Origin of the sequence: Blastococcus aurantiacus, assembly GCF_900102425.1 — a bacterium.
Taxonomy (GTDB): Bacteria; Actinomycetota; Actinomycetes; order Mycobacteriales; family Geodermatophilaceae; genus Blastococcus; species Blastococcus aurantiacus.
On sequence record NZ_FNBT01000006.1, the window covers coordinates 153,929 to 174,593 of the forward strand.

Here is a 20,665-nt window from a genome sequence, read left to right on the forward strand (position 1 = left end):
GAACTGCCCCGAAAAGGCAGCTCTCGCGTCGCTGTCGTCTCCGGGGCCCGAGCACCGGACGGAAGCCCCTCGACCGCCCGCTCCGCCCGGCGTAAGGTCCTCCGACCGTGTCTCCCGTCGCACCGTCCGAGACCGACCTCCCTCCCGACCCCGTCCTCGCCGCCGAGCGCGCCCACCTGGCGCGGGCGCTGGACTGCCTCTCCGAGATGCGCGTCGCCGCCACCGCCGTGACCGACGCCGGTGTGGACGCCTGGGCGTCCGAGCGGCTGGGCGCGGCCCGTGCCGAGCGGCTGCGCGCCCTGGCCGCGGACCCGGGCGTGCCCCCGTTCTTCGGCCGCACCGACAGCGGCGGCCCGGTGCCCGAGACGTTCCACATCGGCCGCCGGCACGTCCGCGACGACGCCGGCGACCCGGTGGTCATCGACTGGCGCGCCCCGATGAGCCGGCCGTTCTACCAGGCCACCGCCGCCGATCCCCAGGGCGTGGCGAGGCGGCGCCGGTTCGGCTTCGCCGACGGCGAGCTCACCGGGTACGAGGACGAGCGCCTCGACACCGGCGACGACGGCCCGGGGGAGTTCCTGAGGGCCGAGATCGAGCGCCCGCGCAGCGGCCCGATGCGCGACATCGTCGCCACCATCCAGCCGGACCAGGACGACATCGTCCGCGCCCCGCTCAGCGAGTCGATCTGCGTGCAGGGTGCACCGGGCACCGGCAAGACCGCCGTCGGCCTGCACCGCGCCGCCTACCTGCTCTACACGCACGGCGGCCAGCTGGCGCGCACCGGCGTCCTCGTCGTCGGGCCCAACCGCGCCTTCCTGCGCTACATCGAGCAGGTGCTGCCCACGCTCGGCGAGGTGGACGTCGCCCAGTCCACGGTGGCCGACCTGACCGGGCGCGTGCCGGTGCGGGGGGTCGACGAGCCGGCCACCGCCGTCCTCAAGGGCGACGTCCGCATGGCGGACGTGCTGCGGCGGGCGCTCTGGGGCGAGATCCGCAAGCCGGCCGACGACGTGATGGTGCCGCTGGCCGGACGCCGCTACCGCGTCCCCGTCGAGCGGCTCAAGCGCTACGTCGACGACCTCCGCCGCCGTGCCCGCGGGGACGACGACCAGCAGCTGCTGCACTACGCCGCCGGGCGGGAGCGGCTGGCGATGCTGCTCGCCGGTGACGCGCGCAGGCAGAAGGAGGCGGCGGGCGGCAGCCCGACCGACGCCGAGACGCGCAGGGCCGCGCGCAGCCCGGAGGTGCGGGCCTTCTGCGACGAGGTGTGGCCGTCCCGCGACGCCGCCGGTCTGGTCGCCGCCCTCTTCGCCGACGCCGCCCTCCTCGCCCGGGCGGCGCGGGGCGTCCTCGACGACGGCGAGCAGGCGCTCCTCCACTGGGCGACGCCGCCCCGTTCCGTGCGCTCGGCGCGGTGGACGGAGGCGGATGCGGTCCTGGTCGACGAGGCGGCCGGTCTGCTCGAGCGCACGCAGGGCTTCGGGCACGTCGTCGTGGACGAGGCGCAGGACCTCTCCCCGATGCAGTGCCGGGCCGTCGCCCGGCGGCTCGCGGCCGGATCGCTGACCGTGCTCGGCGACCTCGCGCAGGCGACCAGCCCCTGGTCGGCGGCCGACTGGGGGCAGACCCTCGCCGGGCTGGGCCGGCCGGACACCGTCGTCCGGCCGCTCACCCGCGGGTACCGGGTGCCGGCCGAGGTGCTCGACTACGCCAACCGGCTGCTGCCCGTGATCGCGCCCGGGCTGCCCGCCGCGACCGCCGTCCGCGGTGAGCCGGGATCCCTGCGGATCCACCCCATCACCGACCTGGCCGGCCCGCTGACCGGCGTGGTCACGGAGCTGGCAGCGGAACCCGGATCGATCGGGGTGGTGTGCGCCGACGACGTCGTCGGCGAGGTCGTCGCGCTGCTCACCGCCGCGGGGCTCCCCGCCGCGGCACTCGTGGACGACGGGGAGCCGCCGGCGCGGATCGCCGTCGTCCCGGCGACCCTGGCCAAGGGCCTGGAGTTCGACGCCGTGGTGGTGGGCGACCCCGCGGCGATCGTGGCCGCCGAGCCGCGTGGGCTGCACCGCCTCTACGTCGTGCTCACCCGCGCGGTGAGCACGCTCGTCGTCCTCCACCGGGACGACCTGCCCGCGCAGCTGGCCGACGTCCCCGGCTGAGGCCGCATCAGGCCCCGGCGGCTGCCCGTCGGCGCTCCAGCAGGTCGTCCAGCGAGCCCGTGAGCAGCCAGCCGGCGAGCACCACGAGGTGCAGCAGGAACAACCAGAAGCCGATCGCCACGACGCCACCGACGACGTCCAGCCCCCCGAACGGGGCGCCGAGGTCCAGCGGCAGCGTCAGGAAGAGCACGAAACCCTGCAGGAAGCCCGAGACGCAGGCGGCGGTGAACAGTGCGCCGCAGACGAGTGCCGGCCACCGCACCTGGCCGCCGCCGACGACCCGGAAGCCCCAGGCCAGGGGCAGTGCCAGGGCCGCCAGGCAGGCGTAGAAGCCGACCGCCAGGCGGCCGGCCGCAGCCCAGGCGCCGCCGTCGTCGGCGAGGTCGGCCATCGCGCCCGCGGCCAGCAGGAGGGGGTAGAGCAGGAAGGGCGTGACGAGCAGCAGAGGCAAGGCGGTCAGCCGGCCCCGCCAGCCGGTCATCCCCTCCTCGCGGGAGCTGAAGCGGAGCAGCGCCCGCCTGAGCCCCTCTCCGTAGAGCGACATGGGCAGCAGTGCGAGCAGCATCTGCAGCGGGCTCAGGCTCACGCCGGCCTCGACCAGCCGGTCGAGGGCGTCGGGCGCGCCGAGCTCGGACGGCAGCAGGTCGGCCACCCGGTCCCCGAGCTCGCGCACGCGCTCGGCCGAGGTCAGGCGGGCGGTCAGCGAGAAGGCAAGCACCAGCAGGGGCACCACCGCGATGCCGGCGTAGAAGGTCAGCCCCGCGGCGATCAGCGCGAGATCGCGGCCCAGCAGTCGGCGGCGCACACCCTTCAGGAGGGCCCGCGCCCAGGAACGGACCGAGGGTGCGGAGTCCGACGTCAGCAGGTCCCCGTCACTGGCCGCTGTCGTTGGTGCCGGTCTCCTGGCAGCTGGCGTCGTTGGGGTTGCTGGCCTCCTCCGACGTCGAGTCGCAGTTCGTCTCACCGCGCTGCAGGTCGGTGTTGTCGCCGCAGGCGACCAGCGAGCCTGCCACGGCCAGGAGGAGGAGGGGGCGGCGAAGGTCCATGCCTTCGTAGTGGTCCTTCGGAGGCCCCACGAAACCGCCGTACCGGTGCGGCTGGTGTCGGGCTGCGTCGCGACCTGCCCGTGCAGTGCGCCACAAGCCGGACGGGTTCGTCACGGCTTCACTGGGCTGACCTGGGCGGTTACCCGACGACTCGCGTGTCAAACAACAAACTTGTGATTCACCCATTGTCACGGCTCGATAACGGGCTTACCGTCAGTGCGCCCGCCAAGGCGCTCTGTCACCAGGCGGGCGTCCGCCGCCGCAGCACCGAAGAAACGGAGAGCCGCCGCTCATGGCGTCCCCCCTGCAGCCCTTCCCCGGCCGCACCGTCCGTCGCGCCGCCTTCGCACTCGCCGGAGCCGTCGGGATCCTGCTGGCCGCCGTGCCCGCCTCCGCCGCCCCGGGGACCCCGGGAACGGCCGCCGAGGCCGCCGAGCTCGTCGCCGCCCGCGGCCACGACCTCGAGGCGCTCGCCGAGACGTTCAACGAGGCCCGCGAGACGCTCCGGGCGCAGCAGGCCGCCGCGCAGGCCGCGCAGGTCGAGCTGGACCGCGCCACGGCGGTGCTGGCGCAGGCGCAGGAGGGCGTGCGGGGCGTCGCCCGCACCGCCTACACCGGCGAGGGGCTCAACTCCTTCCAGGCCCTGATGATCAGCGGCTCGGCCGACGAGTTCGTCAACCGCATGTCCACGCTGCAGATGGTCGCCGGGCACCAGAACGAGCTGCTCGGCGTGGCCGCCGACGCCAACGCCGCGGCCACGGCCGCGGCTCAGCAGGTGCAGGCGTCGGTGGCCGAGGCCCAGGCCCAGTACGACGCCGTCGCAGCCCAGCAGGCCGACCTCGAGAAGGAGATCGCCGAGTACAGGGCGGTCCACGACCGGCTCAGCGCACAGGAGCGCCAGGCCGTCGCCGCCGCGGGTCACTCCACGCGGGCCAGCCGCAGTGAACGCACCGAGCAGCTGGCCGCCTCGTCGGCGCCCGTCGTCGCGAACAGCGGTGCCGCCCAGGTCGCCATCGACACGGCCATGGCGCAGCGCGGCAAGCCCTACGTGTGGGCCGCCGGCGGTCCCCGCGCGTTCGACTGCTCGGGACTCACCCAGTACGCCTTCGCGGCGGCCGGCATCAGCCTGCCGCACTCCAGTCGCATGCAGTCGCAGATGGGCCGCTCGGTGTCGCGGAGCGAGCTGCAGCCCGGCGACCTGGTGTTCTTCTACAGCCCGGTCAGCCACGTGGGCATCTACATCGGTGGCAACCAGATGGTCCACGCCCCGACGTCCGGCGACGTCGTCAAGGTCGCGTCGATCGACGTCATGGGTGGCTACGCCGGCGCCCGGCGCATCGCCGCCTGAGTCCCTCCACCGGCAGACTGCACGGATGGGTCGACGCTGGAACGGCCTCTGGCTGAGCCTGGCGTTCCTCTCCGAGCTCGCCGCGCTCGGCGTGCTGGCGGCCTGGGGCTGGCGGGCCGGATCGGGTGCCGGTCGGTGGCTGCTGGCCGCCGGACTGCCGGTGGCGGCTGCGGTTCTCTGGGGCGCCTTCGCCGCACCGCGGGCCCGGTTCGACGTGCCGGCGGCGAGGATCGCGGTGAAGTCCGCGGTCCTGGGCGGAGCGGTCGTCGCCCTCGTGGCGCTCGGGCATCCGGCGTCGGCGGCAGCGCTCGCCGTCGCGTCCCTCCTCGGTGCCGTGGTGGCGAGTCCGCCGGCGCTCAGCCCGGCGCGCCGACCCGCTGGAGCAGCCCCCACACGAACAGCGCCCGGTCCCCACCGGGAAGGTCCACTTCCCAGCGCGTGACCACACCCGGGTCGACGCTCGCCGCACCGGGCACGGCGATGACGTCGTCCAGCACGTGCTCCCACACGCGCAGGTCACTGGCGGTGGCCGGAGGGACCGGGGAACCCGGCGCACGGGCGAGGTGCTCGTGCAGCACCGAGCCGCCGGGGCCGCTCACCACCTCCCACCACTGATGCGGCCACAGGGGCAGCGGCCAGCGCCGCACCTGGACGTCGAGGTCGCCGAACCGGCGGTCCTCCAGCTCCTCCGGGGGCCCGAGCACCGCCGTCCGCAGCGCCAGACCCCGCGGCGCCCGGCGGGCGTGGTGCAGCGCCTGCCAGCGGGTGTGCGCCGCATGCGCCTCGGCACGGGTGGCGCCGAGGCGGGGCAGGGCCTCGGCCACCAGGTCCGGGCGGACGTCGGCCATCCGGCGCAGCAGGACCAGGCAGAACTCACGCCGCGCCAGACCCCGCACGGCCGCGACCCTGCCACCATGGCCGCGTGCTGATCAGCCAGGCCACCGCCGCTGGCATCGCGGACGGCTCCGTGACGCTGGCGTTCCGCCGCTGGCACCGGCCGCGGATGCGCCCCGGCAGCACCCAGCGCACGAGCGCCGGCGTCGTGATGGTGGAGACCGTCGACGAGTAGAAGGACCCCGTCCCCCTCACGCCTCACGAGTTCGGCGCGAGCCTCTGGACGGGGCCGTAGAGCGGCGGGAGATCGACCAGCGACTGGACCGCTGGGACGCCGCCCGCGGCGAGCCCTGGACGAGGGAGGTGCTGCGGCTGATCGCCGGGCGGCCGGGCGTCCGCGCACCCGACCTCGCCGCCTCGCTGGGGCGCGAGACGCTGCCCTTCAAACGCGACGTGCGGAAGCTCAAGGAGCTCGGTCTCACGGCGAGCCTCGCGGTGGGGTACGAGATCTCACAGCGCGGGCGTGCCTACCTCGGCTGAGGGCTCGGGCAGGATCGGGGGCGTGACTCCCCGCACCGTCGCCAGCGCGTTCCGGATCGCCGCCATCGCCGAGGCCTGCTCCTGGGTCGGGCTGCTCATCGGGATGTTCGTGAAGTACGTGCCCGAGACCAGCGAGATCGGCGTCAAGATCTTCGGACCGATCCACGGCGGGATCTTCGTGGCGTACGTGCTGATCACGCTCGTGGCCGCGCGGGTGCTGCGCTGGTCGGCCGGCACCACGCTGCTCGCCCTGGCCGCCTCCATCCCCCCGCTGGTGACGATCTGGTTCGAGCGCTGGGCCTCCCGCAGCGGCCGGCTCCCGGCCCGGGACGCCGTCCCCACCACCTGAGCCCCGGGGACGGCGCGGCGCTACGGTCGCCGGCATGCCCGAACCCGTGCTGCCCGCCACCGCCCGCACGCTGCTCGCCCGCGTGGCCCGCGTCCAGCGGGACGGCCGGGCCCCCAGCCTGGTCGCGGGCGTCGTGCGCGACGGTGGGCTGGCGTGGTCGGCCGGCCGCGGCGAGGTCGCCGAGCCGCACACCGACGTGCAGTACCGGCTCGGGTCGATCAGCAAGACGGTCACCGCCGTCCTGGTGATGCGGCTGCGGGACGAGGGCCGCCTGTCCCTCGACGACCCGCTGGAGCGGCACCTGCCCGGCACGCCGCTGGGCGACCGCACGGTGGGGCAGCTGCTCTCGCACCTGGCCGGCGTCTCGGCGGAGAGCCCCGGTGGCTGGTGGGAGCGGGTGCCCGGCGGCTCGCTCGAGGACCTCGGGCTGGGCGACGCCGACGTCGTCCTCGGTGCCGCCCGGCGCTTCCACTACTCCAACCTGGGCTTCGGCGTGCTCGGCGAGCTCGTGGCGCGCCTGCGGGGCACCTCGTGGGACGACGCCGTGCGCGACGAGGTGCTGGCGCCCCTGGGGATGACCCGGACGACGCCGCGCCCCGTCGCCCCCGCCGCCGAGGGGCGCGCCGTCCACCCGTGGGCCGACGTCGTCCTGGCCGAGCCCGAGCACCACGCGGGCGTGATGGCGGCCGCCGGGCAGCTGTGGGCGACGCTGACCGACCTCGGCCGCTTCGCCGCCTTCCTGCTGGGCGACACCGCCGACGTCCTCGACCCGGCCACGCTCGAGGAGATGACCGAGCCCGCCGGCGTGGACTCCTCCGCCCCGGGCTGGTCGGCGTACGGCCTGGGACTCCAGGTCATGCGGGTCGACGGGCGGACGCTGGTCGGGCACGGCGGCTCGATGCCCGGCTTCCTGGCGGGGGTGTTCGTCGACCGCGAGGAGCAGGCCGGCGCCGTCTCGCTGGCCAACGCCACGGCGGGCGTGGAGCCGGTGGTCTTCGGGCTGCTGGCCGACCTGCGCGCCGCCGAGCCGCGGGTGGTGGAGGCCTGGAGCCCCTCGCCGTCCCCGGTGCCGCTGGACGTGCTCGGCGTCTGGTTCTGGGGGGTGTCGCCGAGCATCCTCCGCGCGGTGGCCGGCGGGCGGCTGCACCTCGGTCCGCTGCCCGGCCGCGGCGGGCGGGCGAGCCGGTTCGAGCAGCGGGACGGCCGCTGGGTCGGGCTGGACGGCTACTACGCCGGCGAGACGCTGCGGATCGCCGCGGACCACCTCGACCTGGGCACCTTCATCTTCACCCGCACGCCCTACGACCCCGCCGCTCCCGTGCCCGGCGGCGTGGACGAGACCGGCTGGCAGTGAGTCAGGTCGACGGGTAGAGGCCGGCCGAGTAGGTGGCGTCGGAGTAGTAGCGCTCCAGCTCCTCGAGCGGCTCGTGCTTGCGCTCCAGCGCGTGCGCGATGCGCGCCCGCGAGGGGACGGCGTCGGGCGCCCAGCTCTCCGGGGCCCACAGTTGCGAGCGCAGGAACGCCTTGCCGCAGTGGTGGAACACCTGCTCGATCTCGACCACCACGGCGAGCACCGGGCGGTGCCCCTTGACCACCATCCGGTCCAGCAGCCCGGCGTCGGTGACCAGCCGCGCCCGCCCGTTGATCCGCAGCGTGTCCGTGCGGCCGGGCAGCAGGTGGATCAGCCCGACGTGCGGGTTGGCCAGGATGTTGCGGTACCCGTCGGCGCGGCGGTTGCCGGCCCGCTCGGGCACCGCGACCGTCCGGTCGTCGAGGACGAGGGTGAAGCCGGGCGGATCTCCCTTGGGGGAGACGTCGCAGCTGCCGTCGGCGCCGCTGGTCGCGATCAGGCAGAACGGGCTGGCGGCGAGCCACTCGCGGTCGAGGTCGGTGAGCGCCGTCCGCTCCTTGGCCAGCGCCGCGGGAACCGGGTCACCGAGCAGGGCGCGGAGCTGCTCCTCGGTGGTGATCTCCTCCACGGCGCGACTGTGTCACGGGCGGTCGAAGGCGTCGATCGTGTTCTTCACGACCACGCCGTACGCCAGGTGCGGGACGATGTCGCTGATCCAGTCCTTCGCCGACCACGTGCGCGGATCGGTCACGCCCAGCACCGTCATCGGGCCGTTGGCCGCGACCATCACCCCGACCGTGGTCAGGGCGATGCCGACAGGCTTGGCCGAGAGGTAGCCCCGGGCGCGGGCGAGCCCGCCGATCGTCCCTACCCCGATGCCCGCCACCAGCCCCATCAGCGGACCGAGGCCCTGCACCCGGTTCTGCCGCGTCTCGTCGTCGCCGGGGATCGGCACGTGCGCCTTCCCGGCGAGCTCCTCCACCGTGTCCTCCGGCGTAGAGCTGGTGCCGCGCCCGCGGACGGCCATGTCCAGGTACGTGACGGCGTTGAGCGCCGTGCTGCCTGCTGCGCCGGCCGCCGCGCCGCGCAGGGCCCAGCCGAGGGTGCTGATGCCGCGCCTGCCCTTGCCGCTCACCCCGAGGGGCGTCCGCTTCGCCATGCCGCACAGGTACCCCGCCGTCGCCCGGCGACTCCCGGATCAGCCGGCCACCCGGCGATCACGCCTCGGCGTACTCGTAGGACGCCGAGCCGGATGGGACGACGGTGAACCGCACCGGCGCGTCGGCGGGTCCGGCGACGGTGACGACGACGGGCCGCAGCCGGGGCACGGCGACGTCGTCGAGCAGGTGGTCGGTCACCCGGTCGAGCAGTGCCTGCAGCCCCCGGCCGGTGAACCGCCGGTCCCCGCCCTCCACCGTCAGCACCGCGGAGCGGCGGTCGGAGAGCGTCAGCGTCGCGGGCAGCGCCGGCCCCCATTCGGCACGCACGACCGCCAGCTCCGCGGCCACACGAGCGCGTGCCGTGCGGTGCAGGCGGCGGAACTGGAGGTCCAGGACGGAGGCGGCCTGCTCGTCGGTGAGGTCGAAGGCGTCCCGCACCCGCCGCAGGGCGTCCTCGTCGTCCTCGGCGTCGACGAGGGCGGCGACCAGTCGGACGGGGTCGGCGAGCACGGCGTCCATCGCGGCCAGCTGGGGCAGGTGCTCGCGCCGACGGTCCTCGGTGTCCACGGGCGCAGCCTGCTCCGCCCGGCTCCCGCGCGCCAGCACCCGCTCGGGTGGTGTGCCGGGCTCCCGCGCGGGCACTCCCGGGGTGTGGACGACGTCGGCGCGCGGCTGGAGCAGGCGATCGGCGACCTGCTCGACCTCCGGCGGGCGGGCACCACGATCTGCCCCTCCGAGGCGGCCCGGCACGTCGACGCCGAGGAGTGGCGCAACCTCATGCCCGCTGCCCGCGCCGCGGCCGGACGGCTGGCCGCGGCGGGTGAGGTGGAGGTGACGCAGGGCGGGACGGTCGTGGACGTCGCCACCGCCCGAGGCCCCGTCCGGATCAGGCGCCGGGAGAGCTGACGCCGATCACCGGGCCCGGCGGCGGCGCAGCAGCAGCGCTCCACCGGCCAGGAGGACGGCACCGGCACCGGGGACCAGCAGCGTCGCGGCCGGCCCGTCGCGATCCGGCGCCGTGGTCGCCGCTGCTCGCGGCTCGACGGGCGCGGCCGGCATCGGTGCGGCCACGGGATCCGGGGGCCGCAGGTCGCCCAGCTCGGCCTCGAGCTGCGGGATGAGCGGTGCCGACCCTCCGCAGAGGTAGGCGAAGTACTGGTCGTCCTCGAGCGGCGGCCACGTGGCGCTGATGTGGGGGTCGGCCGTGTGGGTGGCGAAGACGACGACCGGCCCGTCGCCGGCGAGCTCCAGCCCGCACGAGGCGCCGGACACGGGGGACAGGACCTCCTGCCGCTCGGACGCGCTGCCCTTGGCGACGGCGTCCACGGCGAACACGTGCCGGGCGGGATCGGCGCTGCTCCTGACGAGCCCGCCCGGTTCCGTGCGCGAGATCAGGCGTCCGGTGAAGACGACGTCCGCCCGCTCGGTGAACTCGGCCGTGGTGCCGCCCACGCAGCTGCACGCCTGAGCCGGCGAGGCTCCCAGCACGACGAGGGCACCCAGCAGCGCGCTGAGGAGCAGGAGGATCCCGGCGCGGCGCATGCGGGGATGATGCTCTCTCCGCAGCCCGAGGGCCAGCACCTGGCGGCCTCCTGACGAGCGACTGCGGGGCCGTCAACGGCGTGGTGATCTTGTCCGATCCCCGGGGGGCCGTGTCAGGATGTGTGAGCGGTGCCACACCCCGGCGCCGGCCACAACGTCCATCTCCGCACGGCGCCGGTGACCCCGGCCAGGGCGGCTGAGGCGAGGAGCGAGCGGTGACTGCCTTGCGCGACGAGACCGACGACGCCGACATCGGCGACCTGCACGAGGTCGTCGACCCCGTACCCGGGGCCGGTGCGCCGCACCTGCCGCAGCAGCCGGACCTGGTGCAGCTGCTGACGCCCGAGGGCGAGCGCATGGAGCACCCCGACTACCCGCTGGACGTCTCCGACGAGGAGCTGCGCGGCTTCTACCGCGACATGACCCTGGTCCGCCGCTGGGACGCCGAGGCGACGGCGCTGCAGCGCCAGGGCGAGCTGGGCATCTGGGCCTCGCTGCTGGGTCAGGAGGCCGCCCAGCTCGGTGCCGGGCGGGCGCTGCGGGACAGCGACACCGCCTTCCCGACCTACCGCGAGCACGGCGTCGCCTGGGCCCGCGGGGTCGACCCGCTGCACGTCATGAGCCTGTTCCGCGGCGTCGACAACGGCGGCTGGGACCCCGTCGAGCGCGGCTTCAACCTGTACACGATCGTGATCGGCGCCCAGTGCCTCCACGCCACCGGCTACGCGATGGGCGTGCAGCGCGACGGTGACGGGTCCGCCGTCCTGGCCTTCCTCGGCGACGGCGCGACGAGCCAGGGCGAGGTCAACGAGGCGATGGTGTTCGCGGCGAGCTTCGACGCTCCGGTGGTGTTCTTCTGCCAGAACAACCAGTACGCGATCAGCGTGCCGCTCGAGCGGCAGTCGAAGGTGCCGCTGTACCGCCGCGCGGCCGGATTCGGCTTCCCCGGCGTCCGGGTCGACGGCAACGACGTCCTCGCCGTGCTGGCCGTGACCCGCGCCGCGCTGCAGGCCGCCCGCGAGGGGCAGGGCCCCACCTTCATCGAGGCGTTCACCTACCGGATGGGCGCCCACACCACCTCCGACGACCCGACCCGGTACCGGCTCGCCGGCGAGGTCGAGGAGTGGAAGCTGCGCGACCCGATCGCCCGGCTCAAGGCGTACCTCTCCCGCAGCGGGCTGGCCGACGCCGCCTTCTTCGAGGACGTCGAGGCCGAGGCCGACCGGCTGGCGGCGCGCATCCGCAGCGGCACGGTCGAGATGCCCGATCCCCGGCCCACCGCGATGTTCGACACCGTCTACGCCGAGCAGACCCCGCCCCTGGCCGCGCAGCGCGCGCAGTTCGAGGCCTACCAGGCGTCGTTCGAGGGAGGCGAGCACGCGTGAGCGCCGAGCTGCTGGAGGCCCCGGCCACCACCGAGACGCTGACCATCGGCAAGGCGCTGAACCTCGGGCTGCGCCGGGCCATGGAGGACGACCCGAAGGTCGTGCTCCTGGGGGAGGACATCGGCCGGCTCGGCGGGGTCTTCCGGATCACCGACGGTCTGCAGAAGGACTTCGGCGAGGCCCGCGTCGTCGACACCCCGCTGGCCGAGGCGGGCATCCTCGGCACCGCCGTGGGCCTGGCGATGCGCGGCTACCGGCCGGTCGTCGAGATCCAGTTCGACGGCTTCGTCTTCCCCGCCTTCAACCAGATCGTCACCCAGGTGGCCAAGATGCACGCCCGCTCCCGGGGCCTGGTGCCGATGCCGATGGTCATCCGCATCCCGTTCGGCGGGGGCATCGGCGCGGTGGAGCACCACAGCGAGAGCCCCGAGGCCTACTTCGCCCACACGCCCGGCCTCAAGGTCGTCGCCGTCAGCAACCCCGTCGACGCCTACTGGGGCATCCAGCAGGCGATCGCCTGCCCCGACCCGGTGGTCTTCCTCGAGCCCAAGCGCCGGTACTGGGACAAGGCACCGGTCGACACCTCCGCCACCCCGGGGCCGCTGTTCGGCTCGCGGGTGGTGCGCGGGGGTGACGACGTCACCGTGCTCGCCTACGGCCCGATGGTGAAGACGGCGCTGCAGGCGGCGGAGGCCGCGGAGACCGAGGGCCGCTCGCTGGAGGTCGTCGACCTGCGCACGATCTCGCCGCTGGACCTCGAGCCGGTGTACGACTCGGTCCGGCGCACCGGCCGCTGCGTGGTCGTGCACGAGGCGCCGGTGACGCTCGGCCTCGGCGCGGAGATCGCCGCTCGCGTGACCGAGACCTGCTTCCACTCCCTGGAGGCGCCGGTGCTGCGGGTGGGCGGGTACGACGTGCCCTACCCGCCGTCGAAGCTCGAGGAGGACTACCTTCCCGACCTCGACCGGGTCCTGGACGCCGTCGACCGCGCGATGGGGTTCTGAGATGACGCAGACCGCGGGCGCGCTGCGCCGCTTCAACCTGCCCGACGTCGGCGAGGGCCTGACGGAGGCGGAGGTCCTCCAGTGGCTGGTGGCCGTCGGTGACACCGTCACCGTCAACCAGCCGCTGTGCGAGGTGGAGACGGCGAAGGCAGCCGTCGAGCTGCCCTCGCCGCACGCAGGGCGAGTGGTCGAGCTGCTCGTCGAGGCGGGCGCGACCGTCGACGTCGGAACGCCGATCATCACCATCGACACCGGCGAGGGCGCCGAGGCGCCGCCGGAGACCGGTGGGACGGGGCTGATCGGGGAGACCACCGCCAACGGCCGGACAGCGGTCCTGGTCGGTTACGGCCCCCGGACCACGGACGCCAGACGCCGGCCGCGTCGCACCGACACCACCGAGAGCACCCCCCTGCTGGCCACCGCGCCGGACGCCCGCAGCAAGCCGGTGCGCCACGGAGGCCTGGAGGTCGGCCGGCAGGCCGAGGCCGCCGCCGTACGCGCGGACGCCGCCTCGTCGACAGCCGTCGCGCCCGGCCGGCGCGGTCCCCGGCCGCTGGCCAAGCCCCCGGTGCGCCGGTACGCCAAGGACTGCGGGGTCGACCTCGCGACGGTGCGCGGCACGGGCGCCGGCGGCGTCATCACCCGCGCCGACGTGGACGCCGCCCGCGCCCTCGCTCCGGCCGCCGTGGTGGCGGTCCCGAGGACGCCGTCCGCGGGCGAGCAGCGCATCCCGATCAGAGGCGTGCGCAAGCACACGGCCGCGGCGATGGTGGCCAGCGCCTTCACCGCCCCGCACGTCACCGAGTTCCTCACCGTCGACGTCACGCGGACGATGAAACTGCGCGATCGGCTGGCCACGCGCCCGGAGCTGGCGGAGCTGAAGCTGAGCCCGCTGCTGTTCGTGGCCAAGGCGGTGCTGCTCGCGATCGGCCGGCACCCCATGATCAACAGCTCGTGGGACGAGGCAGCGCAGGAGATCGTGGTCCACGGGCAGGTGAACCTGGGCATCGCCGCGGCCACCCCGCGCGGCCTCGTCGTCCCGAACATCCGGGACGCCGGGCGGATGTCCCTCGCCGAGCTGGCCGGGGAGCTGGCCGAGCTGACGGCGACCGCGCGGGCCGGGCGCACGCCGCCGGCGGCCATGACCGGCGGCACCCTGACGATCACCAACGTCGGCGTGTTCGGCGTGGACACCGGAACGCCGATCCTCAACCCCGGCGAGGCGGCGATCCTGGCGTTCGGTGCGGTCCGTGATCGGCCGTGGGTGCACAAGGGGAAGATCCGGGTCCGGCAGGTCACCCAGCTGGCGCTCTCCTTCGACCACCGGATCGTCGACGGCGAGCTCGGTTCGCGCTTCCTGGCCGACGTCGGCGCGGTGCTGCAGGATCCGGGGAGCGCGCTGCTCGGCTGACCGGCGGCCCGACCCCGAGGAGAACGCATGGACCGCCGTGGGCCCGCACTCGCATGCCTGATGCTCTTCGTGGTCCTCACCGGGGTCGCGATCGCGGTCGGCGGCGCGCGCCCCGCCTCGGCGCAGGGCGCGGCGCCCTGGCTGATCCAGATGCTCGCCTACCTGTGCGCGGTCGCCGGCGGAGCCGTGCTGGTCAGCGCCTCCGACCAGCGGGAACTGCGGCTCGGCGGGCTCGTGCTCGCGGCGGCGGTGGTGATGCTGCTCGTCGACGGGCTGACGATGCTGTCGGAGGAGGAGGGGGCGAACATCGGCGCCGGTCTGGCCCGGGTGGTCTGCCTGCTGCTCATCGGCGGGGCGACGGTTCGGGTGGCCCTCGACGTGGCGGCGGCTCGCCGCGCCGCACCTTCCGCCGGCTCCTGACCCGGCCTCGCGCCGCCGCGTCGCGCACCGACGACTTCCGCCGTCGGCTGCAGGTGGGCAGGGTGGCCCCATGGCGGTCATCCAGGACCTCGTCGTCGACTGCCGTCACCCGGCGTCCCTGGCCCGGTTCTGGGCCTCGGTCCTCGACGGCTACGCCGTCGCGCCCTACGACGAGGCGGAGCTCGCACGTCTGCGGGCCGCGGGCATCGAGTCCCCGGAGGACGACCCCACGGTGCTCGTCGAGCCAGAGCGCGAGGGTGGGCCCCGGCTGTTCTTCCAACTCGTGCCCGAGGTGAAGGAGGTCAAGAACCGGCTGCACCTGGATCTGCGCTGCGCCGACGTGGACGGCGAGATCGCCCGCATCGGTGACCTCGGGGGGCGGGTCCAGGCGACCTTCGACGACCACGTCGTGCTCGTCGATCCGGAGGGAAACGAGTTCTGCCTACAACGCTGACCTGGGCGATCGACGTGTCGCGCGGCTTCCGAGGGGTAGGCCGCACACCACCGATCAACGACACGAGGAGCTGAGAACGTGGCCAGCGTGCAGGAATCCGTCGACGTCGACGTCCCGATCCGGGTCGCCTACGACCAGTGGACGCAGTTCGAGTCCTTCCCCCAGTTCATGGGCGGGGTCGAGAAGATCACACAGATCGACGACACGCACACCCACTGGGTCACCAACATCGACGGCGTCAAGCGCGAGTTCGACGCCGAGATCACCGAGCAGCACGTCGAGGAGCGGGTCGCCTGGACCAGCACCAGCGGAGAGGCCAAGCACGCCGGGGTGGTCACCTTCCACCGCCTGGACGACGCCAAGACGCGGGTGATGATCCAGATCGACTGGGAGCCCGAGGGCCTGGTCGAGAAGGCCGGCGCCGCCCTGGGCTTCGACGACCGCCAGATCAAGGCGGACGCGAAGCGGTTCAAGGAGTTCATCGAGAGCCGCGGCTCCGAGACCGGCGCCTGGCGTGGGGACGTCCCGCGTCCCAGCTGAGCACCGACGCTCTCGACGGCGCCCGTCCTCCCGTGCGGAGGGCGGGCGCCGTCGTGTTCCGGTGAGCAGAGTCACCCGCAAGTATGAGGAAACATCGGCGTTGCTCAAGATCGGCCTACGTTTCGTCGGAATATAGTGGTGTTCGCCCTGCTTATCCCAGATGGCAGGCTCATCACGACACGGAAGAGGCACGACCATGAACAGCATCACGTCCAGCTGGCGGCAGCGGCGCCAGGTCGCCCGGACCCGCCGCGCCATCGACGAGGCGCTGGCCCGCAGCAGCAGCCCGGCGATGCGGGACGAGCTCCTCACCCTCGCGAGCACCAGCTCCTACCTGCGCCGCTGACGCGGCGGCGCCGCCCGAGGGCGGCACCCCTCCACTGCGCGACCCCGGTCCTCCTCCGAGACCGGGGTCGTCTGCTGTCCCGCACCGGCCGCCGTCCAACCACTCGGAAGGGTGGTTGAACTCACGTCGGCACTCATAGGTGCCGAAACACCGGACGTGACGCGCGTACGCACGGCCGGTGACCTGCCCCGGCCGCCCTGCACGGTGCCGCACGCATGCCCGGGGAGCCCCACACCCGCGTGGAGCGCGCGGTGACCGGCGGCGGTGAGCAGAGCGGTCCGGTGGAGGCCCGCGAGACCTCCGGCGTCACCACCGCCGGGCTGCTGACGTACGTGAAGGCCCACGGTGGTCCCGACGCCGTCGTCCGGCTGCTGGAGTGCGCCGGCGTGTCCGCGACCGCGGAGGCGCTCGCCGACCAGTCGCGCTGGTTCAGCTACCGCACCCGCGTGCGCCTGTTCTCCGCGGCCACCGAGGTGCTCGGCGACCCGGACGTGATGTTCCGCGTGGGCGCCGCGGCGATGCGCAGCGGGCTGGCCCATTCCCTGCTGCTCGTCCTGCGCGCCCTGGGCTCGCCCCGCCAGGTCTTCCGACGACTGCCCCGCGCCGCAGCGAAGTTCACGACCGTCTCCACCATGGAGATCCTCGAGACCACCGCCACCTCGGCGAAGGCCGCGCTCCACCTGCACGAAGGCTACGAGCACTCCGCGCTGGACTGCGACTACGCCCGCGGGCTCGCCACCACGGTGCCGGAGATCTTCGGGTTGCCCACCGGGGTGATCACCTCCGCCGAGTGCCGGGTGGGCGGCGGTCGCACCTGCATCTACGAGGTCACCTGGGAGCGCCGGTCCCGGCTACCGCGGCGTCGGCGCACCGACGGCGCCGCCGACCGCGAGCTCGCCGCGCTGCGGGGGCAGCTGCGCACGCTGCAGTCCGCGGCCACCGAGCTGGTCGGCAGCGACGACCTCGACAGCGTTCTGCGCCAGATCGTCGCGCGGGCCGGTGAAGCGGTGCTGGCTCCCGCTCACCTGCTCGCGGTCGCGGCGCCCGGCGGCGGCCCGCCGCTGGTCCACAGCGCCGGGATCCCCGACGACCAGGCCGAGGTCCTCGCCCGCCGGCTGCTGGGCGGCGAGGACCTCGGCCCGGCCGCCGTCGTGGTCGACGTCGCCTCCGCACGCCGCCTCCACGGCCGGCTGGCTGCTGTCTACCCCTCGCCCGAAGCCTCCATGGACGACGAGCAGGCCATGCTCGCGGCCTATGCGGGGCACGCGGCCGCGGCCCTGGACCTCCTGTTCGCCCTCGACGGCGCCCGTGTCGAGGCCAGCCGGGCCGGCGCGCTGCTGGCGCTGGCGCACGAACTGGCAGCCGCCGCGGACGTCGACGCCATCTGCTCGGTCGTCGCCGACGCCCTGCCGCGCGTGGTGGGGTGCAGCAGCGCCTCGGTCATGCTCTGGGACCCGTCGACGGGCCAGCTGCAGGCCCGGTCAGCCGCCAACCTCCTGCGCGAGCCCCAGGGGGTCTTCTACGAGACGCCGCTGCGCCCGGAGGACACCCCGGAGCTCGTGGAGCTGCTCACCACGCGCGAACCGCGGATCATCCGGGACGCCGACAGCAGTCCCGCGGTGCGCGGGCTGCTGGCGCAGCTCGGGGTCACCGACGTCGTGGCGCTCCCGCTGGTCGCCGACGGCACGTTCCTCGGCGTCGCCACCGCCAGCTGGGAGGCCGGTGAAGCTCCCGAGGAGCTCGCCGGCGACGTGCTCGTCCGCCTCCGCGGTGTCGGGGACCAGGCCACGTCGGCACTGCAGCGGGCCCGCCTGCTGGAGACCGTGCGCCACCAGGCGACGCACGACGCCCTGACCGGACTGCCCAACCGGGTGCTCTTCCGCGAGCGGCTGCTCGCGGAGCTGTCGTCGGCGGCCCCTGGCGCTCACGTGTCGGTGCTCTTCTGCGATCTCGACGGCTTCAAGCAGATCAACGACGTCCTGGGGCACGCAGCCGGTGACGAGCTGCTCCGCCAGGTCGCCGCGCGGCTGCGGGCCGCGATCCGCCCGTGCGACACCGTCGCCCGGCTCAGCGGCGACGAGTTCGCCGTCATCCTTCCGGGATTGGACGACCCGAGCGACGCACAGGGGCTCGCCGACCGAGTGAGCGGCTGCTTCGCCGAACCCTTCCGGCTCGACGGCCGGGACGCCGCCGTGGGCACCAGCGTGGGCGTCGCCGTGCACGAGGCCGGCAGCAGTGCGGAGGACCTGCTGCGGCAGGCCGACGCCGCGATGTACCGGCACAAGCAGCAGAAGGGCTCCCGGGCCCCGCACCACGCTCAGGCCCCCGCTGGTTCCCAGGGCGGGAGGCAGGAGGACGGGGTCTCCGCCTAGTCGCGCAGTCGGGCGCGCAGGGCGGCCTGCTCGTCGGCGCCGAAGCCGTGCGTCTCCAGCCAGCCGATCGGCCCGCCGTACCGCTCGTCCAGCAGCTCGAGCACCCGGTCCATGGTCTCCCGCCGGGGGGCGTGGTCGGCAGTGTTCCGCTGCGCCGTGTCCCCGCCGTAGGTCGGGGTGGCGCGCAGCCGCGCGATGATGGCGTCGATGACGTTGCCGCTGAGCCCGTAGTCGATCGCGATCTCCTCGTGCGGCACGCCGGCGACGGCGAGCGTGAGGGCCACGACCACACCGGTGCGGTCCTTGCCGGCGGCGCAGTGCACCACCGACGCGCCCTCGGTCTGGGCGGCCAGCGCGCGCAGCGCCTCGACGACGGCGTCCCCGCGCTGGGACAGGTAGCCGAGGTAGCTGCGCACCGGTGCGGGCTCGCCCTCGTCGTGCTCGGCGACGTGGCGCGGCAGGAGGGAGTCCAGCCACCCCGAGGGGAGATCTGGGACCTCGTCCTCCTCCGCGGCGAACACGTCGGTGTACTGGCCGCGCTCCGGCAGCAGCGTGAAGTGCCGGTGGACCACCTCCGGCAGCGCGCGCAGCGGTCCGCGGCCCTCGAGCAGCACCTCGGCGCTCGTCCGCAGGTCGATGACCTCGCGCAGGCCGATCTTCTCCACCAGGAGCTGCACGTCGGCGTCGCTGAGGGTCTGCAGGTTGTCGCTGCGCAGGATCCGGTTCGGCAGCGTGCGGCCGCCGTCGGTGGTGGGCAGCCCGCCCAGGTCGCGGGTGTTCGCGGTGCCCTCGAGGTGGATCCAGCGGCCGTCGGATGCGGAAGTCACCTCCTGACCGTACGGCGAGGAGGTGAACGTCTCATGCCAGGGTCAGCGTCTCGCAGACGACCAGGAGGCGTCGGCGCAGGTCGGCCGCGTGCCGGGCGAACCCCCGCTGCGCCGCGGCGTACTCCGCCTTGCCCTCCGGCGTCTCGATCGCGACCGCGGTGTAGCCGTGCTCCCGCAGGTCGTACGGCGAGGCGCGCATGTCCAGCTCGCGGACGTCGGCGGCGAGCGCGAAGCAGTCGGCGAGGAGCTCGCCGGGGACGGCGGGACCGAGCTTGTAGGCCCACTTGTAGAGATCTATCGACCGTTGGGTTCACTCGGCCCGGCGCGGATCGATTCTGCCAGTCTTCGGACCGGCAGGACTTGTCCCAAAGCGGCCCACCAAGGGACACCTCGATCGGATGGCATCTGCCGCGCACCACGACGTCGACGGTTCTGGTTACTAGCGTGTCGCCCATGACGCGATCGACGTGGGCCCTGGGGTTGGCGCTGCTGTCGCTGGTCGCGTTTGCCGTCGCCGCCGTGGTGAATGCAGTCAAGGGCGGCCCCCTCGATGCCCGCGTGGCTCTGATCGTGGCGGCCACGGCGATGGGGATTTCAGCTCTGTTCCAGCTTGTGGACCGCCATCGGACCAGGCGAGCCTCGCCCGGCGAAGAGCGTCCCTGAAGCCGCCTTCAGGGCGAGTGCTGGCTGATGCGGTGCTGGATCGGTCCAACTTCGATGCGTAGGAGGACTGAGCAGGCCTCGATCAGCTTGCTGCGCAGCCCGACGGCGCGGGCTGTCAGGGCACGCTGACGTTCCACGTAGGCGGCTTTGCCGTCCGGCGTCTCGATCGCAACGGGTGTCAAGCCGTAAGAGGAGACGTCGTAGGGCGACGCCTGCATGTCCAGCGTCCGCATCTCTTGGGCGAGCTCGAAGCAGTCCAATGCCAGATCTCCTAGGACGGCCGGCCCGAGCTTGATGGCCCACTTGTGGCAGTCCATCGAAGCGTGCAGGCAGCCGGGTTGCTCCATGTCGGGCTGGGACTCGCGGGTCGGCTGCATGCGGTTGAGGGGCGCGGCGGATGGGGTGAAGAACCGGAACGCGTCGAAGTGCGTGCAGCGGATCTGATGCCCCTCGACAACGGCGTCCGTCCCGGCCTGCCCAAGGCGCAGGGGAAGGGGGTGGCGGTGTGCGTCCTGGCGGTACGCCATCGCCCACTCATGCAGGCCGAAGCACCCGGTGAACGCGGGTCGCGCCGCCGTGGCGGTGAGGAGTCGGTGGATGAACCGGACCGCGTCTCCCCGGTCTACCAGGAAGGCGGCTACGTCCAGCGACACATTTCCGTCAGGGTCGGTCCGGTACCACCGCCACCCCGCATGCGGCGCTGGGCCGTCGTTCGTCGTTGCCAGAGCAACGCCAGGGCCGGGATGCCATCGACGCAGCAGTGACGGTCGGGTGTTGTAGTACGTGAAGAGGAAGTCCTCGACGGCGTGCTTCTCGCCTCGCGCAGAGCGGGAGCGGTGCCCTGCCGTAAGTGCGTCAGCCCGATCCGCATGCCGGGTGGACAGTTCCGTCCATGTCGACGGAGGCAACCG

At 74.1% G+C, this 20,665-nt stretch carries 27 protein-coding genes; 17 read left to right on the forward strand and 10 right to left on the reverse strand.

The window, feature by feature from the left end; translation table 11 throughout:
- Positions 1–107 precede the first annotated feature (107 nt).
- Positions 108–2,162 carry a HelD family protein gene (locus tag BLS70_RS13790; RefSeq protein WP_255362464.1) on the forward strand — a complete coding sequence of 685 codons (2,055 nt, stop codon included), beginning with the start codon at positions 108–110 and terminating at the stop codon, positions 2,160–2,162.
- Positions 2,163–2,169: 7 nt separating this feature from the next.
- On the opposite strand, the gene BLS70_RS13795 is transcribed toward BLS70_RS13790, so the two are convergent.
- Complete coding sequence (locus tag BLS70_RS13795; RefSeq protein WP_255362465.1) at positions 2,170–2,967, reverse strand: YhjD/YihY/BrkB family envelope integrity protein; 798 nt, start codon at positions 2,965–2,967, stop codon at positions 2,170–2,172.
- Between the two features lie 67 nt (positions 2,968–3,034).
- A complete protein-coding gene (locus BLS70_RS20825; protein WP_176946414.1) occupies positions 3,035–3,238 on the reverse strand; it encodes a hypothetical protein in 204 nt (67 codons plus the stop codon).
- 262 nt (positions 3,239–3,500) lie between these two features.
- Here BLS70_RS20825 and BLS70_RS13800 point away from each other — a divergent pair, with 262 nt between their 5' ends.
- Together BLS70_RS13800 and BLS70_RS21655 are read left to right on the forward strand one after the other, a co-directional pair.
- The gene (locus tag BLS70_RS13800) at positions 3,501–4,556 is read left to right on the forward strand and encodes a C40 family peptidase (RefSeq protein ID WP_091768938.1); all 1,056 of its coding nucleotides are present in this window, start codon (positions 3,501–3,503) and stop codon (positions 4,554–4,556) included.
- A 25-nt stretch (positions 4,557–4,581) separates the two neighbouring features.
- Positions 4,582–4,998 carry a YrdB family protein gene (locus tag BLS70_RS21655; RefSeq protein ID WP_091768941.1) on the forward strand — a complete coding sequence of 139 codons (417 nt, stop codon included), beginning with the start codon at positions 4,582–4,584 and terminating at the stop codon, positions 4,996–4,998.
- Here the strand turns inward: BLS70_RS21655 and BLS70_RS13810 are convergent.
- The gene (locus BLS70_RS13810; RefSeq protein WP_218122418.1) at positions 4,913–5,452 is read right to left on the reverse strand and encodes a hypothetical protein; all 540 of its coding nucleotides are present in this window, start codon (positions 5,450–5,452) and stop codon (positions 4,913–4,915) included. The genes BLS70_RS21655 and BLS70_RS13810 overlap by 86 nt on opposite strands.
- 26 nt (positions 5,453–5,478) lie before the next feature.
- Between BLS70_RS13810 and BLS70_RS21080 the strand changes: the two genes are divergently transcribed.
- The 4 genes from BLS70_RS21080 (at position 5,479) to BLS70_RS13825 (ending at position 7,633) form a co-directional block, all read left to right on the forward strand.
- On the forward strand, positions 5,479–5,625 hold the full coding sequence (locus BLS70_RS21080) for a hypothetical protein (protein WP_218122419.1): 147 nt from the start codon (positions 5,479–5,481) through the stop codon (positions 5,623–5,625).
- Positions 5,626–5,753: 128 nt separating this feature from the next.
- Positions 5,754–5,930, forward strand: coding sequence for a hypothetical protein (locus BLS70_RS21085; RefSeq protein ID WP_218122420.1), 177 nt, complete (start codon positions 5,754–5,756; stop codon positions 5,928–5,930).
- Positions 5,931–5,952: 22 nt separating this feature from the next.
- Positions 5,953–6,279 carry a DUF3817 domain-containing protein gene (locus BLS70_RS13820; RefSeq protein WP_091768944.1) on the forward strand — a complete coding sequence of 109 codons (327 nt, stop codon included), beginning with the start codon at positions 5,953–5,955 and terminating at the stop codon, positions 6,277–6,279.
- Positions 6,280–6,313: 34 nt separating this feature from the next.
- A complete protein-coding gene (locus tag BLS70_RS13825) occupies positions 6,314–7,633 on the forward strand; it encodes a serine hydrolase domain-containing protein (protein ID WP_091768947.1) in 1,320 nt (439 codons plus the stop codon).
- Between the two features lies 1 nt (position 7,634).
- On the opposite strand, the gene BLS70_RS13830 is transcribed toward BLS70_RS13825, so the two are convergent.
- Genes BLS70_RS13830 through BLS70_RS13840 form a run of 3 tightly spaced genes read right to left on the reverse strand, consistent with a single transcriptional unit; the run spans position 7,635 to position 9,357 of the window.
- Positions 7,635–8,258: a pyridoxamine 5'-phosphate oxidase family protein gene (locus BLS70_RS13830; RefSeq protein WP_091768950.1), complete on the reverse strand. Its 624-nt coding sequence runs from the start codon at positions 8,256–8,258 to the stop codon at positions 7,635–7,637.
- A 12-nt stretch (positions 8,259–8,270) separates the two neighbouring features.
- Positions 8,271–8,789 carry a hypothetical protein gene (locus BLS70_RS13835; RefSeq protein WP_091768953.1) on the reverse strand — a complete coding sequence of 173 codons (519 nt, stop codon included), beginning with the start codon at positions 8,787–8,789 and terminating at the stop codon, positions 8,271–8,273.
- 58 nt (positions 8,790–8,847) lie between these two features.
- Entirely contained in the window at positions 8,848–9,357 is a 510-nt protein-coding gene (locus BLS70_RS13840; RefSeq protein ID WP_091768957.1) for a hypothetical protein, read from the reverse strand.
- A gap of 84 nt (positions 9,358–9,441) precedes the next feature.
- Here BLS70_RS13840 and BLS70_RS13845 point away from each other — a divergent pair, with 84 nt between their 5' ends.
- The gene (locus BLS70_RS13845) at positions 9,442–9,696 is read left to right on the forward strand and encodes a DUF3253 domain-containing protein (RefSeq protein ID WP_091768960.1); all 255 of its coding nucleotides are present in this window, start codon (positions 9,442–9,444) and stop codon (positions 9,694–9,696) included.
- 6 nt (positions 9,697–9,702) lie between these two features.
- Here BLS70_RS13845 and BLS70_RS13850 read toward each other — a convergent pair whose 3' ends face one another.
- Positions 9,703–10,332, reverse strand: coding sequence for a hypothetical protein (locus tag BLS70_RS13850; RefSeq protein WP_091768963.1), 630 nt, complete (start codon positions 10,330–10,332; stop codon positions 9,703–9,705).
- A gap of 215 nt (positions 10,333–10,547) precedes the next feature.
- Between BLS70_RS13850 and pdhA the strand changes: the two genes are divergently transcribed.
- The 8 genes from pdhA to BLS70_RS13885 all read left to right on the forward strand — a co-directional run bounded on the left by pdhA (position 10,548) and on the right by BLS70_RS13885 (position 18,264).
- Positions 10,548–11,717: a pyruvate dehydrogenase (acetyl-transferring) E1 component subunit alpha gene (gene pdhA, locus BLS70_RS13855; protein ID WP_255362466.1), complete on the forward strand. Its 1,170-nt coding sequence runs from the start codon at positions 10,548–10,550 to the stop codon at positions 11,715–11,717.
- Entirely contained in the window at positions 11,714–12,721 is a 1,008-nt protein-coding gene (locus tag BLS70_RS13860; RefSeq protein WP_255362467.1) for an alpha-ketoacid dehydrogenase subunit beta, read from the forward strand. Before pdhA ends, BLS70_RS13860 begins: the two co-directional genes overlap by 4 nt.
- Before the next feature lies 1 nt (position 12,722).
- On the forward strand, positions 12,723–14,132 hold the full coding sequence (locus tag BLS70_RS13865; protein WP_091768967.1) for a dihydrolipoamide acetyltransferase family protein: 1,410 nt from the start codon (positions 12,723–12,725) through the stop codon (positions 14,130–14,132).
- Between the two features lie 27 nt (positions 14,133–14,159).
- Positions 14,160–14,552 carry a hypothetical protein gene (locus BLS70_RS13870; protein WP_091768970.1) on the forward strand — a complete coding sequence of 131 codons (393 nt, stop codon included), beginning with the start codon at positions 14,160–14,162 and terminating at the stop codon, positions 14,550–14,552.
- A 70-nt stretch (positions 14,553–14,622) separates the two neighbouring features.
- A complete protein-coding gene (locus BLS70_RS13875) occupies positions 14,623–15,006 on the forward strand; it encodes a VOC family protein (RefSeq protein ID WP_091768973.1) in 384 nt (127 codons plus the stop codon).
- A 78-nt stretch (positions 15,007–15,084) separates the two neighbouring features.
- Positions 15,085–15,546, forward strand: coding sequence for an SRPBCC family protein (locus tag BLS70_RS13880; RefSeq protein WP_091768976.1), 462 nt, complete (start codon positions 15,085–15,087; stop codon positions 15,544–15,546).
- 196 nt (positions 15,547–15,742) lie between these two features.
- Entirely contained in the window at positions 15,743–15,892 is a 150-nt protein-coding gene (locus tag BLS70_RS20830) for a hypothetical protein (protein ID WP_176946415.1), read from the forward strand.
- A 215-nt stretch (positions 15,893–16,107) separates the two neighbouring features.
- Positions 16,108–18,264 (forward strand): sensor domain-containing diguanylate cyclase, encoded by a 2,157-nt coding sequence (locus BLS70_RS13885; protein ID WP_091768979.1) that lies wholly within the window; start codon positions 16,108–16,110, stop codon positions 18,262–18,264.
- Here BLS70_RS13885 and BLS70_RS13890 read toward each other — a convergent pair.
- Together BLS70_RS13890 and BLS70_RS21360 are read right to left on the reverse strand one after the other, a co-directional pair.
- The gene (locus BLS70_RS13890; protein ID WP_091768982.1) at positions 18,261–19,091 is read right to left on the reverse strand and encodes a tyrosine-protein phosphatase; all 831 of its coding nucleotides are present in this window, start codon (positions 19,089–19,091) and stop codon (positions 18,261–18,263) included. The two genes, BLS70_RS13885 and BLS70_RS13890, sit on opposite strands and share 4 nt — an antisense overlap.
- 31 nt (positions 19,092–19,122) lie before the next feature.
- Entirely contained in the window at positions 19,123–19,290 is a 168-nt protein-coding gene (locus tag BLS70_RS21360) for a hypothetical protein (RefSeq protein WP_255362468.1), read from the reverse strand.
- 254 nt (positions 19,291–19,544) lie between these two features.
- Here BLS70_RS21360 and BLS70_RS13900 point away from each other — a divergent pair, with 254 nt between their 5' ends.
- Positions 19,545–19,754, forward strand: a complete 210-nt coding sequence (locus tag BLS70_RS13900; RefSeq protein ID WP_091768986.1) for a hypothetical protein — start codon at positions 19,545–19,547, stop codon at positions 19,752–19,754.
- Between the two features lie 8 nt (positions 19,755–19,762).
- Here the strand turns inward: BLS70_RS13900 and BLS70_RS13905 are convergent, their stop codons facing one another.
- Complete coding sequence (locus tag BLS70_RS13905; protein ID WP_255362469.1) at positions 19,763–20,407, reverse strand: hypothetical protein; 645 nt, start codon at positions 20,405–20,407, stop codon at positions 19,763–19,765.
- Positions 20,408–20,665: the final 258 nt, after the last annotated feature.